We start from the raw sequence: 14,207 nt of genomic DNA on the forward strand, positions 1-14,207 counted from the left end.
GGCTCATTCTTAATAGCGCGTTTAAGCGTTGTGCTGCGCCCCCCTGAGCTATAACCTCTGATTAACATTTCGTTATGACAGAATTATAGGCAACTGACGGGCAGCAATGAGCAATAAAATTGGTTGGATAGATAACTTGCGTGCGCTGGCGTGCATGATGGTGGTGATGATCCACGCGACCACCTACTACGTCGCCAACGGTGTGGCTGTGGGTGAACATAACTGGGATATGGCTAACGTATTGAACTCGCTTTCACGGGCTTCGGTGCCGCTGTTCTTTATGATTTCCGGCTTTCTGTTTTTTGGTGAGCGCAGTGCCAACCAAAAACACTTTATCCGCATTACCTGCTGTATTTTGTTCTACAGCGCCATTGCCCTGATTTATATTGCCTGCTTTACCCGCATCGGCTTTTGGCCCTCGTTGCACGCTATCCTGCAAAAGCCGGTGTTTTATCACCTGTGGTTCTTTTATGCCATTGCGGTGGTCTACCTGCTTTCGCCGCTGATCAGCGTCAAACCGGTTTCTGGCCGCTATCTGGCCGGGGTGATCGTCATTCTGGCGATTATCGCCAACCCTAATACCAGCAAGCTGACCCTGGATAATGTCCAGCTACTACCGGTGAACCTGTACATCTTTGGCGATACCTTCTATTACCTGCTGTATGCCTTGGCAGGGCGAGCGATCGGCATGATGGCTACCCAACGGCGCGGTATGAGCCTGTTGGCGGTGCTGTGCTTTGTTGCTAGCGTGGTCCTGATTATCCGTGGCACCAAAAGCCAGATGTTTATCAACGGCAGCTTTGCCGATACGTTTTATATGTACACCGGCCCCTTGGTATTTGTGGCGGCGGTCTCGCTGCTGGTGTGGTGCAAAAACTGCCTGCCGAATCCAATCGGCTGGCTAGGCGTGATCTCCCGCCACTCGCTGGCGATCTACGGCTTTCATGCCCTGATCGTTAACGTGATGCGTAATCGCCACTGGGAGTTTCCGGCCTACCCGCTGCTGGATATCTTCTGGGTGTTTGGCATGGCGCTTGGCGTGAGCCTGCTGTTGTCGATGGGGTTACAGAAAGTGGATACCCGGCGGCTGGTGTCTTAAGCCTGCCAGCGCTGCTGTGCCCGCCGCAGTTGGCGCCCAGAGGAGAAGCCTGCGGTTAGCGCGGCTTTTTCCAGGCCGTAGCCCTGCTGCAGCCGCTGCTGTGCGACCGCCAGCCGCAGCTGTTCATGATATTCCCGAACGCTGAGGCCGATATGCAGACGGAACAGCCGGGCCAGATGGCGGCTGCTGACGTGGGCTTTCTCCGCTACCTGAGGGACCGACCACTCGGCCTCCGGCTCGGCGGCCATCACATCCTGCGCCCGGTGCACGGCTGGATGCAGATGATTGCGATAGCGTAACCACGGGGAGAGCTGCGGATCGCCGCCGGAGCGGCGGAAATACACCACCATCTCACGGGCAATCTCTAGCGCGCGGTCAGCCCCACAGTGCTGATTGACCAGGTGCAGGGCCAAATCGATACCGGCGGTGATGCCTGCGCTGGTAAACACGCCGCGATCCTCAACAAAAATACGGTTTTCCTTCACCTGTGCTGCCGGTGCCTGCTGGCGCAAGCGCTCGATCACGGCGTGGTGAGTGGTGCAATGATAGCCGTCGAGCAATCCGGCCTGGGCGGCCAACAGCGCACCGGAACAGACACATACCAGATCTATCTGCCGCTGGGCCAAAGCCGGGCGCAATGCCTGGAGCCAATTGCGTGCCAGAGCCGCTTCCTCGCTAGCAAAGTAATGCGTTGAGTCTGCCACCCCCGGTATCACCAGAATATCCCCTTCGTTCCACCGCTGTGGCAAGGGGGCTAGCTGGCCGATGGTCATGCCGATGGAGCAGGAAATTTGCGGCACCGGGCTGACATAGTGCAGCTGGAACTGCCCGGTTAGCCGCAATACCTCTGCCGGGCCGCTGACATCCAGTAACAGCACGTTGGGGAGCATCAGAAAGTAAACGGCCTTGGGCATGATTATTCCTGCGAAAGTTGCGCCAATGCTTGATCGACGCTGGCAATAGTGGCAAAGCGGTCGACCAGCACGGTTTCAGTATGCCGCTTTAACTGCTCGGGGGTAAAGAGGCTGCCGTCCGGGTGATGCATTGGGAAAGTGAGCGTGGCTTCGGTCACAAACGTCACTTTATAACCCAGATCGGAGGCGACGCGGGTGGTGGTTTCACAGCATTGCTCGGTGCGGATACCGCTGATGATCAGATGGTTGATCTGGCGTTCACGCAGCCAGGCATCCAGGCCAGATTCAGTCAGCGCATTGTGTACTCGCTTTTGCACCGTAACGTCAGCCTGATGGTTCAGGAACGGCAGGCGTTTCACGTAGCCAGATGCCAAGGAGAACGGTCCCTCAGGTGAGACATGGAATACGTCGACCAGCGGCACCCCTTGCTGCTGACAACCCGCAATCAGGCGTGTCAGCGCCTGTTGAAACGCAGGCAGATCGTCTTCCTGCCAGAACGGACGATGCTGAAAGGATTGTTGAACATCGATGATCAATAGTGCGCTACGTGACATTTTCGGCCCTCCTCAGTTTGGTGTAAGACCATACTGCGCTTGCGGTAGGCTAGAAAGAAGGTCAAAAACGGCCATCATGATGACAACAACGGACGGGATGAGGTTTGCGGGCGGTTACCGATAATAATCCCGGTGAACGCGGTATTGATTACTATAATTGATTGACCGTCCTTTGACTGGAACGAGGAGGGTAATGACCCCAACCGCTGGTCTGCAAATGATGTGCAGGTTTCATTTATCGTCGATTTTGGAGGGCAATAGCAAAGGAATAAGAAACCGAATTGTTGGCAGCCATATCGGTAACGATTAACTTATCTGAATGGGCAACCGAACATGAAAAAACGTCAGTTGGCAGTAATTATCGCGGGTGGACTGCTGTTTTTTTCAGGGATGAGTCAGGCACAAGAACACAACGCTTCGGTCACCAAAACCATCACTATCACCGCCACTATCGGAGACAGTATTTTTGTTTCTCGCCCGCAGGGTGGGGATTGGTATCAGACGGTGGATTTAGCGGCCACCGATGGCACACAGCAATCTTTCGCCAGCAGTATACCGGTACAGGTTTGGAGCACTACGCCGCAGTTCAACGTGTCGCTGGTTCATCCACTTGAGATCGCCCGCACCGATTCGGCTTATAAAATGGATGGGGTGAAGGTTAAGTTTGCCGGTGAAGGCAGCAATGGCAAAGATCTTGGTGCTAGTGGCGCGGCGCAAACCTTCGATCAGAAAGTTCAGGTGGGCAATGGCTATCAAAGCGTTTATCAGTTGAAGGTGAACGCTAATGCGCCTAAGAGCAACGGCAATGCCGACACCCAAGGTTTGTATACCGGGGAAATGGTGATGCTGTTTGAGATCGCGGCCGGCTCGATTTAGCCCTTAATACTGAGCGATTTAAAGCCTAATGCCAACGGGAGCAGCCAAGTACATACATAGGTGTTGGATATGTATGTACCTGGCAGAGGCGTTGGTGAATTACATCAGCGGCTGCAAGCAGCGGTAAAGCTCGCGGAAGGTGCGGCGTTGAGCTGCATAATATTGATGCCGTTCAGCATCCGGCTCATGCACCTGCTCTAACGGCAATTCAGGCAGTAGGGTGCTCAAAGATACCCCAGGGTTCAGCGCAATCTGTGCCAGACGCGCGGCACCTAATGCCGGGCCAACGTCACCACCGGTGCGGTATTCCAGCCGTTGGCCGCTGATATCCGCCAGCATCTGGCGCCAGAACGGGCTACGTGCGCCGCCGCCAATCAAGGTGATAGCCGTGGGTTGCAGGCCGCTGGCATGCAGCACGCCCATGCCATCCGCCAGTGCAAAACCCACGCCTTCCAGCACTGCCCGTGCGAGATCGTTCGGCCCATGTTGATGAGTGAAGCCCCAGAAGGCGCCTTTGGCGTTCGGGTTGTTGTGTGGCGTACGCTCGCCGGAAAGATAGGGCAAGAACCATAACGGCGTTTCAGCAGGAGCGGCCTGCTCAACGTTACGCAGCAAGGTGGCAACGCTGTCGACATGGGTTAACTGGCAGGCCCAGTCCAGGCAGGACGCCGCGCTGAGCATCACCGACATCAGGTGCCAGGTCTGCGGCAGCGCATGGCAGAAGCTGTGCACCGCGCTGGTCGGGTTACTGAGGAAACCGTCGCTGACGGCGAAGTAGACGCCAGAGGTACCCAGTGACAGCATCGCCTGCCCGGCCTGATACAGCCCAACGCCGATCGCCCCGGCGGCATTGTCACCCCCGCCAGCTACCACCGGCACCGGCGCCATCCCCCAACGTTGGGCCAGTTCGCTATGCACTTGCCCGGTGATCTGGTTACCCTCAAACAGCGCAGGCATCTGCTCACGCGTCAGCTCGCAGGCATCAAGCATGGCGTCGCTCCAGTCACGTTTGGCGACGTTCAGCCACATTGTCCCTGCGGCATCGGACATATCGCTGGCAAACTCGCCGGTGATGCACCAGCGCAGGTAATCCTTCGGCAATAACACCCTATCGATCTGCTGGAAAATCTGTGGCTCGTGCTCCTTGACCCACAGTAGCTTGGGGGCGGTGAAGCCGGGCATCATCAGGTTGCCGGTGATTTCCCGTGAGTTGGGTACGGTTTGTTCTAGTGCCTGGCATTGCGCAAAGCTGCGGCCATCGTTCCACAGGATGGCCGGGCGTAATACCCGCTGCTGTTTATCCAGTAAGGTTGCGCCATGCATCTGGCCGGTCAGGCCAATGGCTTTGACCTGTTGCAGGCTATGCTGTTTAGCCAATGCCAACATGGCGCGGTCGGTGGCCTGCCACCAATCTTGCGGGTCTTGTTCAGACCATAGGGGATGGGGGCGTGAGATGGGCAGTGGTTCACTCTGGCTGGCCAGCAGTTGGCCTTGCTCGCCTAGCAGGATGACTTTCACGCCGGAAGTACCGAGATCGATTCCAATGTACATGAGCACGGATCCTTTGAAGCGCGGTGAGCGGACCCACCGCGCCGTAGAGAGTTAGCCGAACAGGTAGCGGTTGACCAGGTTCTCCAGCTTTTCCTGATGCCCGCTGGCATGTTGTGGGGCCAGCACCTGTTGCTCGGCGTGCTGTGCCAGCGCTTCGAGCGACAGTTTCCCTTGCAGGATCTGTTGGCCCAATTCACCGTTCCAACCGGCATAGCGTTTGGCAACCTGCTGATGTAGCTGACCATCTTCGATCATGCGGGCGGCCACTTTCAGCGCCAGCGCCATGGTGTCCATCGCGCCGATATGGCCGTAGAACAGATCATATTTGTCGGTACTTTGGCGGCGTACCTTCGAGTCAAAGTTCAGCCCGCCGGTAGTGAAGCCGCCGGCCTTGAGGATTTCGAACATCACCAGCGCGTTTTCTTCCACGCTGTTCGGGAACTGATCGGTATCCCAACCTAGCTGTGGATCGCCCCGGTTGGCATCGACCGAACCGAAAATCCCCAGCGCGATGGCGGTGGCGATCTCGTGGTGGAACGAATGCCCGGCCAGCGTGGCGTGGTTGGCCTCGATGTTCACCTTGATCTCTTTTTCCAGGCCGAACTGTTTAAGGAAACCGTACACGGTGGCGACGTCGTAATCGTACTGATGCTTGGTCGGCTCCTGGGGTTTGGGCTCGATCAGCAGCGTTCCCTGGAAGCCGATCTTATGTTTGTGCTCAACCACCATCTGCATAAAGCGGCCAATCTGTTCACGCTCCTGGCGCAGATCGGTATTGAGCAGGGTTTCATAGCCTTCGCGCCCGCCCCACAGCACATAGTTTTCACCACCCAGTTTGTGGGTAGCATTCATGGCCGTGAACACCTGAGTGGCTGCCCAGCTGAAGACTTCCGGATCCGGATTGGTCGCCGCCCCGGCACCGTAACGCGGATGGGTGAAGCAGTTGGCGGTGCCCCACAGCAGCTTCACGCCGCTGCTTTGCTGTTTCTCAGCCAGCACATCGGTCATGATCGCAAAATTGTTCAGATACTCTTTTAACGTGGCCCCTTCCGGTGACACGTCAATATCGTGGAAGCAGTAGTAAGGCACGTTCAGCTTATGGAAAAACTCGAACGCCACATCGGCCTTGCGTTTGGCCAGCTCCAGCGCTTCGCCCGGCTGTTGCCAAGGGCGATCGAAGGCCCCGATGCCGAACATGTCTGCCCCGTTCCAGCAGAAGGTGTGCCAGTAGCAGGCGGCGAAGCGCAGATGGTCGGCCATACGTTTGCCGAGGATGATTTCATCGGGGTTGTAGTGGCGGAAAGCCAACGGGTTATTGCTGCTGGTGCCTTCGTAACGAACCTGTTCTAGCTGATCAAAATAGGATTGCATGAGTGACTCCTTGGTAACGGTGCCCGGCGTAAGGGATGCGGGATGCGCTCATCTTCGGAGTAAGCGGCGGAATGCTCAATTACGTTATTTCACACTTAAATTCACAGAATTATTAAATGTGCGCGGGATCTCATAATTCAACGAAGGGCCGGTTTTACTGGCCGCGGGTTATTTCACAGGTTTAAAACATGACCGCCATCATAAAATCAACATTAAACCAAAAACCGTAATTCACTGGTGAAAATCTGTAATTGCTGAACACCGCATAAGCGACAACAATCCACTGGAAGTTTCGTGTTTTATCTCGTTACCTTTCAATTTTGCCGTTTGAAAGCCTCGGATAACTATTTCCCTACACAACTCAAGGGTTATAAAATGAAATTCAAACCACTCTTGCTTTCAGCTTGCGCACTGCTGCTACTGGCCAGCCAACCGGGCTACAGCCAACAGATTAAAATCGGTATGGCTATCGACGACCTGCGTCTGGAACGTTGGCAAAAAGACCGCGATATTTTTGTCAAGAAAGCCAACGCCCTGGGGGCCGATGTGTTTGTTCAGTCGGCCAACGGCAATGAAGAAACCCAAATGGCGCAGATCGAGAATATGATCAACCGCGGCGTCGATGTTCTGGTGATCATCCCTTATAACGGCCAGGTGCTGAGCAACGTGATCAGCGAGGCGAAGCGTGAAGGTATCAAGGTTCTGGCCTATGACCGCATGATCAACAATGCCGATATCGATTTCTACATCTCGTTTGATAATGAGAAAGTGGGTGAAATGCAGGCGGAAAGCCTGGTGCAGCGCGTGCCACAGGGCAACTACTTCCTGATGGGCGGCTCGCCGGTGGATAATAACGCCAAGCTGTTCCGCAAGGGGCAGATGACCGTGCTGCAACCGCTGATCGACAGCGGCAAGATCAAGGTGGTGGGCGATCAGTGGGCCGACGGCTGGCTGCCGGAAAACGCGCTGAAGATCATGGAAAACGCCCTGACGGCCAACAATAACCATATCGACGCGGTCGTGGCCTCCAACGATGCCACCGCCGGTGGAGCCATTCAGGCACTGGCTGCACAAGGGCTGGCGGGGAAGGTGGCGATCTCTGGTCAGGACGCCGATCTGGCGGCGGTAAAACGCATCGTGGCGGGCACCCAAACTATGACGGTCTATAAACCGATCAGCAAGCTGGCCGACGAAGCGGCGGATATCGCCGTGCAACTGGGCAAAGGGGAACAACCCAAGTCCAATGCCAAATTAAATAATGGCAGTAAAGAGGTTTCGGCCTGGTTATTAACCCCGGTACAGGTGGATAAAACGAATATCGACAGTACGGTTATTGCCGATGGTTTCCATAAGCAATCCGATCTTAATTAATGGCAATGCCATCTGGGGGGAGTGAATAATGCCCTGCCTGTTAGAAATGCGAAATATCACTAAACAATTCGGCGCAGTGAAAGCCGTGGATAATGTCAGCCTGCACTTGGAAGCGGGGCAGGTATTATCCTTGTGCGGTGAAAATGGCTCAGGAAAATCCACCTTGATGAAAGTGCTGTGCGGAATATATCCGCACGGCAGTTATCAGGGCGATATTTATTTTTCGGGTGAGATTGTTACGGCGAAAACCATTCGCGATACCGAGCAGAAAGGCATCGCCATCATTCACCAGGAATTGGCCCTGGTGAAGCAGATGACGGTGCTGGAGAACCTGTTTCTCGGCAACGAGTGGGGCCGCTATGGGGTGATGGATTACGACAACATGTACCTGCGCTGCCAGCGCATGCTGGCGCAGGTCAAGCTGGAGGTTGACCCTAATACCCGCGTGGGTGAACTGGGGTTGGGCCAACAGCAGTTGGTGGAGATTGCCAAGGCCTTGAACAAACAGGTGCGCCTGCTGGTACTCGATGAACCCACCGCCTCATTGACCGAAAGTGAAACCGCCACGTTGCTGGCGATCATTGCGGATCTGCGCGATCACGGGATCGCCTGTATCTATATTTCGCACAAGCTCAACGAGGTGAAAGCGATCTCGGACTTTATCTGTGTGATCCGCGATGGCAAGCACATTGGCACCCGGCCTGCGGCGGAGATGAGCGAGGACGATATCATCGCCATGATGGTTGGCCGTGAGCTGACCGAGCTGTATCCGCAGGAACCCCATACCATCGGTGAGGTGGTCCTGCAGGTGGAAAACCTCACTGCCTGGCACCCGGTCAACCGCCATATCCGCCGGGCCGATAATGTGTCTTTTACCCTACGGCGTGGGGAGATCCTCGGCGTGGCCGGGCTGGTTGGCTCCGGGCGTACCGAAACCATGCAGTGCCTGTTTGGCGCCTATGCGGGGCGTTGGCAGGGCAAGATCACCATCGCAGGGCAGGCCGCCACCATCACCAACTGCCGCGAGGCAATGCGATATGGCATCGCCATGGTGCCAGAAGACCGCAAGCGCGATGGCATCGTGCCGGTAATGGGCGTGGGGGCCAATATGACGTTGGCGGCGCTGGGGGATTTCAGTGGCGCATTGACGGTGCTGGATGATGCACAGGAGCAGGCAACTATCCAACAATCGCTGGCACGGCTACGGGTAAAAACGTCTTCTGCGGAGCTGGCTATTGCCCGTCTCAGCGGGGGTAACCAGCAGAAAGCCATCCTGGCGAAGTGCCTGTTGCTGAACCCGCAAATCCTCATTCTGGATGAGCCAACGCGCGGCATTGATATCGGTGCCAAGCAAGAGATTTACAAGTTAATCAATCAATTGGCACAGCGGGGGCTCGCGGTGATTGTGGTGTCCTCCGAATTGCCGGAGGTGCTGGGGTTAAGCGATCGGGTATTGGTGATGCACCAGGGGCAGATTAAAGCCGATCTGGTGAACCGCGATCTGACCCAGGAACAGGTAATGGAAGCGGCCTTGAGGAGTGAAACACATGTTGAAAAGCACGCAATCTGAAGCCAGCCTGCCGCCAGTGGGGGCAAAAAAGCCGCTGTTCGGGCTGAAAACCGTCAACTTGCAGGTGTTCGTGATGTTGGCGGCGATCGCCGTCATCATGCTGTTCTTTACCTTTACCACCGAAGGGGCCTATCTCAGCGCCCGTAACATCTCCAACCTGCTGCGCCAGACGGCGATCACCGGCATTCTGGCGGTGGGCATGGTGTTCGTGATTATTTCGGCGGAGATCGACCTTTCCGTTGGTTCAATGATGGGGCTATTGGGGGGCGCGGCGGCGATATTTGACGTCTGGTTCGGCTGGCCGTTGCCGTTGACCATCGTGGTCACGCTGTTGGCGGGGCTATTGCTGGGGGCCTGGAATGGCTGGTGGGTCGCCTATCGTAAAGTTCCTTCGTTTATCGTCACCCTGGCGGGGATGTTGGCGTTTCGCGGCATTCTAATCGGCATTACCAATGGCACCACCGTGTCACCCACCAGCAATGCCATGTCGCAGATTGGCCAGAGCTACCTGCCTAACGGAGTGGGTTTTGGCATTGGCGCGGTCGGCCTGATGCTGTTTGTGGCCTGGCAGTGGCGGCGGCGCAGTAGACGTACACAACTGGGCTTGCCGGTAGCGGCAGCGAGCGGTGATATCACCCGGCAGAGCATCATGGCCATCCTGGTATTAGGGGCGATTTACCTGCTGAACGACTATCGCGGGGTGCCAACGCCGGTGCTGATCCTGACCGCATTGATGCTGGCTGGGATCTTTATGGCGTCGCGTACCGCCTTTGGCCGCCGTATTTATGCCATCGGCGGTAATATTGATGCCGCACGGCTTTCCGGGGTTAACGTTGAACGTACCAAGCTGGCAGTGTTTGCCATCAACGGCCTGATGGTGGCGATTGCCGGGCTGATCCTTAGTTCGCGCCTGGGGGCCGGTTCGCCCTCTGCCGGTAACATTGCCGAGCTGGATGCTATCGCCGCCTGCGTGATCGGTGGCACCAGCCTGGCCGGGGGGATCGGTAGCGTGGCGGGAGCGGTGATGGGGGCGTTTATCATGGCCTCATTGGATAACGGCATGAGCATGTTGGACGTGCCGACGTTCTGGCAATATATCGTCAAAGGCGCGATCCTGCTGCTGGCGGTGTGGATGGATTCCGCGACCAAACGCCGGGTGTAGGCGTGGCTTCACACTTGTAGCTGTAGCCGTATTTATTGCTGGGGAGCCCCCATGTTTAAGAAGCGCTACCGTATTACGCTGCTGTTCAACGCCAATAAAGTGTACGACCGCCAGGTGGTGGAGGGCGTTGGCGAGTATTTACAGGCGTCGCAAAGCGATTGGGATATCTTTATCGAAGAGGATTTCCGTTGCCGCATCGATAATATCAAGGACTGGCTGGGGGACGGCGTGATCGCCGATTTCGACGACCGGAATATTGAGCAGCTGTTGCGTAACGTCCAGGTGCCGCTGGTTGGCGTCGGGGGCTCTTACCATCGGGAGGCGGATTACCCGCCGGTGCATTACATCGCTACCGACAACCATGCGCTGGTGGAAGCGGCGTTTATGCACCTGAAAGAAAAAGGGCTGAACCGCTTTGCATTCTATGGCCTGCCGGTGGAGGGGGGTAAGCGCTGGGCGCAGGAGCGTGAACAGGATTTCCGCCAGTTGGTGGCTGCGGAACAGTATCAGGGGGTGGTGTATCAGGGGATGGAAACCGCGCCGGAGAACTGGCAATACGCCCAGAATCGCCTGGCGGACTGGGTGCAGACCTTGCCCCAGCAGACCGGGATCATAGCCGTTACTGATGCGCGGGCGCGCCACTTGTTACAAGTGTGCGAGCACCTGGATATTCCTGTGCCGGAAAAACTCTGTGTGATTGGCATCGATAACGAAGAGCTGACGCGCTATCTGTCGCGCGTGGCGTTGTCGTCGGTGGTGCAGGGGACACGCCAGATGGGCTATCGTGCCGCCAAGCTGTTGCATCAACTGCTTGATCAGCGCGAGCTGCCGCTACAGCGCATTCTGGTGCCACCGGTGAAGGTGATTGAACGGCGGTCTACCGATTTCCGTTCACTGCGTGACCCGGCGGTGATCCAGGCCATGCACTATATCCGTTACCATGCCTGCAAGGGGATCAAGGTGGAGCAGGTACTGGATGCGGTGGGCATGTCCCGTTCCAATCTGGAAAAGCGCTTCAAGGATGAAACCGGCCAGACGATCCATAACGCCATCCACCAAGAGAAGCTCGATCGCGCCCGCAACTTACTCACCGCGACCTCGTTACCCATCAACGAAATTTCCCAGATGTGTGGCTATCCATCGTTGCAGTACTTCTATTCGGTGTTCAAGAAGGGCTATGACATGACGCCCAAAGAGTGCCGCGACCGTTTTGGGGAGGCTGGCTATTGAAACCGCAGCGTGGGCATTGTTTGTTACGTGGCAGATAATATTTCTGTCATTACGGCTCCCTATAGTGGCGTTGCTTTTTACCTTTGGGCAAAACCATAACCAGGGAATTCATTATATGCATAAATTACCCTCCCGCCTGGCACTGCTGGCCAGTTGCTTGGCATTCAGCACCACGCTATGGGCGCAGGCTCAGGAAGTCCCCGCCGTGCTGGCCGGGCACGCCGTATTACCGGTGAAGTCCAGCGTCACGGCCCCCCAGGATGCACCAACCGATCTGCAACAGAGCGGTAAATACACCAGCGGCAAACGCATCACCGAACTGGGTAGCGTAGCGGGGAAATCTGCGGATCGGCTGACCGGCATCGGGCTACCCATCAATGGTCAGCCGTTGCAGGGGCATTCCGGTATCAAACACATGCCGGATGGCACCTACTGGGTGCTGACCGATAACGGATTTGGCAGTAAAGCCAACTCGCCGGACGCCATGCTGTATCTCAACCATTACCGTATCGATTTCAAGGAAGGCACGGTAACGCCGCTAAAAACGCTGTTCCTGCACGATCCCGATAAAAAAGTCCCGTTCCATATCGTCAATGAAAGCACCGACAAACGTTACCTGACCGGCAGCGATTTCGACCCGGAAAGCTTCCAGTTTGCCGACGATGCCCTATGGATCGGCGATGAATTTGGCCCTTACCTGATTAAAGCGGATCTGAACGGCAAGGTGCTGGCGGTGTTTGATACCCAGGTTGACGGCAAAGTAGTGAAATCACCGGATAACCCGACGCTGACGCTGCCGGGTGCGCCGGACGGCAAGCAGAACTTCCAGGTCGCGCGCTCCAAGGGCTTTGAAGGAATGGCTGTATCACCGGATGGCGGCAAGCTGTATCCCCTGCTGGAAGGGGCGCTGTGGGACGGCGAACAGTTTGAGAACGTGGCGGGCAAACGCTACCTGCGGGTGCTGGAGTTTGACGTCAAACAGCAGGTATGGACTGGCCGCAGCTGGCAGTACGTGTTGGAAGACAATCAGAATGCCATCGGTGATTTCAATATGATCGACGCCACCCACGGGCTGGTGATCGAACGTGATAATGGTGAAGGTACTGCCGATAAAGCCTGTGCGGCAGGCGCGCCAATGGATAACTGCTTCAGCCAGATCGCCAAATTCAAACGGGTGTACAAAATAGCGTTTTCCGACGCCAACGTCGGCAAACCGGTGGAAAAACGGGCGTATATCGATTTGCTGAACATTCAGGACCCACAGAAGCTGGCGCGTAAACCGCTGAATAACGGCGTGCTGACCTTCCCGTTCTTTACTATCGAGAATGTCGACGTGGTGGATGGCAACCATATCATCGTGGGGAACGACAATAATTTCCCGTTCTCTTCCAGCCGCGAACCCAACGTGGCAGATGATAACGAGTTTATTTTGCTGGATGTGAAAGCCCTGCTACAGCCGTAAAACTCTCCTTTATCGCCAAGCCTTCTCCTGATTGGGGGAAGGCTTTCTTATTCCGCTGATGAAGAAATACGTTAAGTGACCCCGTTTTTGGGGGCGCATCGTAGATATAGGGCACGGTCACTTTCAGGTAAGTATATTAATAAAACGTTACTTTCAATCTTGCCGCTTCAGGTTGGCTTTCTGGTAGTCTGCTCTGGGCGTTTTACACTATGTCGCCATTTGTATTGCGAATAATGGCACCAAGGATTGAAGGTGGGAAAATGTCTCGTGTCAGTACCGAAAGTATTATTGCGAAATTAAATTCGTTAGCTATTGCTATTCCTTTGGAGATCCTGATTGCGTGGGAGTCAAGTGATGAGGCCTGGTGTTTAAAGGACGTGCATAAAAAGCCCGTGTATGCCAATGCCAGATATGGCCTATTGCTGAAGCCGGAAGAAAATGGGAGGCCTTCTGCACTAGCCCCTTTTAAGCCCTTTATCTCCATCCATGACCAACGCGTTATTGATGAGATGAGGAAGATTGAGGCAGTAGGGATCCTCCCTATCGATAGCAAACGCATATTCAGCGTGTTTTATTGTGAACGCATGCCCTACTACGACAAACAGGCTCATTGCTCTGGTATTATCAGCCATATCAAACCGCTGCACTCCATCACCGCACGTTTTTTTGTCTCTGGTGATGATATCGGTAAATTAACCGTTGCTTGTCCCTCCGAGATTTTATCCGCTAAGGAGTGGGTCGTGGCTTTTCTGCTGTTACAAGGTATGGCGGAGAAAGAAATTGCCGGTATTCTCAACAGAACGTTGAGAACGATAAAGTTCCATAAAAGTAATATTCTGGCGAAGGTCCATTGTGAAACCACCCGGGAATTTATATTTTTTGCCAGAAAGCAGCAATGGCAATTTTATATTCCACCATTATTTTCTAAACCCTGTTATATCATCCGCTAATCACCTCACTACAAAACTGTACCTTTGGTACAGTTTATTGTTTGTACTTCAAGAGTATGCTCACTTTCATCATCTGGCATCCCAGTTGATATCTCAA

12 protein-coding genes are annotated in these 14,207 nt (G+C 55.2%); 8 read left to right on the top strand and 4 right to left on the bottom strand.

What is annotated here, in order from left to right:
* Positions 1-106 precede the first annotated feature (106 nt).
* Complete coding sequence (locus KGP16_RS00360; protein ID WP_223500600.1) at positions 107-1,099, top strand: acyltransferase; 993 nt, start codon at positions 107-109, stop codon at positions 1,097-1,099.
* Here the strand turns inward: KGP16_RS00360 and KGP16_RS00365 are convergent.
* Positions 1,096-2,013, bottom strand: a complete 918-nt coding sequence (locus KGP16_RS00365; protein ID WP_223500602.1) for a GlxA family transcriptional regulator — start codon at positions 2,011-2,013, stop codon at positions 1,096-1,098. The two genes, KGP16_RS00360 and KGP16_RS00365, sit on opposite strands and share 4 nt — an antisense overlap.
* Before the next feature lie 2 nt (positions 2,014-2,015).
* Positions 2,016-2,567, bottom strand: a complete 552-nt coding sequence (locus KGP16_RS00370; RefSeq protein WP_115160108.1) for a cysteine hydrolase family protein — start codon at positions 2,565-2,567, stop codon at positions 2,016-2,018.
* Between the two features lie 333 nt (positions 2,568-2,900).
* Here KGP16_RS00370 and KGP16_RS00375 point away from each other — a divergent pair, with 333 nt between their 5' ends.
* Positions 2,901-3,443 (top strand): CS1 type fimbrial major subunit, encoded by a 543-nt coding sequence (locus KGP16_RS00375; protein WP_223498669.1) that lies wholly within the window; start codon positions 2,901-2,903, stop codon positions 3,441-3,443.
* A gap of 99 nt (positions 3,444-3,542) precedes the next feature.
* Here the strand turns inward: KGP16_RS00375 and xylB are convergent, their stop codons facing one another.
* Both xylB and xylA read right to left on the bottom strand, forming a co-directional pair.
* The gene (gene xylB, locus KGP16_RS00380; protein WP_223500603.1) at positions 3,543-4,994 is read right to left on the bottom strand and encodes a xylulokinase; all 1,452 of its coding nucleotides are present in this window, start codon (positions 4,992-4,994) and stop codon (positions 3,543-3,545) included.
* 51 nt (positions 4,995-5,045) lie between these two features.
* Positions 5,046-6,365, bottom strand: coding sequence for a xylose isomerase (gene xylA, locus KGP16_RS00385; protein WP_024483256.1), 1,320 nt, complete (start codon positions 6,363-6,365; stop codon positions 5,046-5,048).
* A gap of 375 nt (positions 6,366-6,740) precedes the next feature.
* On the opposite strand from xylA, the gene xylF reads away from it, so the two are divergent.
* From xylF to KGP16_RS00415, 6 genes are all read left to right on the top strand, one after another.
* On the top strand, positions 6,741-7,736 hold the full coding sequence (gene xylF / locus KGP16_RS00390; protein WP_021807304.1) for a D-xylose ABC transporter substrate-binding protein: 996 nt from the start codon (positions 6,741-6,743) through the stop codon (positions 7,734-7,736).
* Between the two features lie 28 nt (positions 7,737-7,764).
* Positions 7,765-9,306: a xylose ABC transporter ATP-binding protein gene (locus tag KGP16_RS00395; protein ID WP_115160111.1), complete on the top strand. Its 1,542-nt coding sequence runs from the start codon at positions 7,765-7,767 to the stop codon at positions 9,304-9,306.
* Positions 9,284-10,468 carry a xylose ABC transporter permease XylH gene (xylH, locus tag KGP16_RS00400; RefSeq protein ID WP_021807306.1) on the top strand — a complete coding sequence of 395 codons (1,185 nt, stop codon included), beginning with the start codon at positions 9,284-9,286 and terminating at the stop codon, positions 10,466-10,468. Before KGP16_RS00395 ends, xylH begins: the two co-directional genes overlap by 23 nt.
* 51 nt (positions 10,469-10,519) lie before the next feature.
* Positions 10,520-11,698: a D-xylose utilization transcriptional activator XylR gene (gene xylR / locus KGP16_RS00405; RefSeq protein ID WP_223500604.1), complete on the top strand. Its 1,179-nt coding sequence runs from the start codon at positions 10,520-10,522 to the stop codon at positions 11,696-11,698.
* 115 nt (positions 11,699-11,813) lie between these two features.
* Positions 11,814-13,160: an esterase-like activity of phytase family protein gene (locus KGP16_RS00410; protein ID WP_223500605.1), complete on the top strand. Its 1,347-nt coding sequence runs from the start codon at positions 11,814-11,816 to the stop codon at positions 13,158-13,160.
* 260 nt (positions 13,161-13,420) lie between these two features.
* Positions 13,421-14,110 carry a helix-turn-helix transcriptional regulator gene (locus KGP16_RS00415; RefSeq protein WP_179248595.1) on the top strand — a complete coding sequence of 230 codons (690 nt, stop codon included), beginning with the start codon at positions 13,421-13,423 and terminating at the stop codon, positions 14,108-14,110.
* Positions 14,111-14,207 lie beyond the last annotated feature (97 nt).

The organism is Serratia sp. JSRIV006 (genome assembly GCF_019968685.1).
GTDB classification, from domain to species: Bacteria; Pseudomonadota; Gammaproteobacteria; order Enterobacterales; family Enterobacteriaceae; genus Chania; species Chania fonticola_B.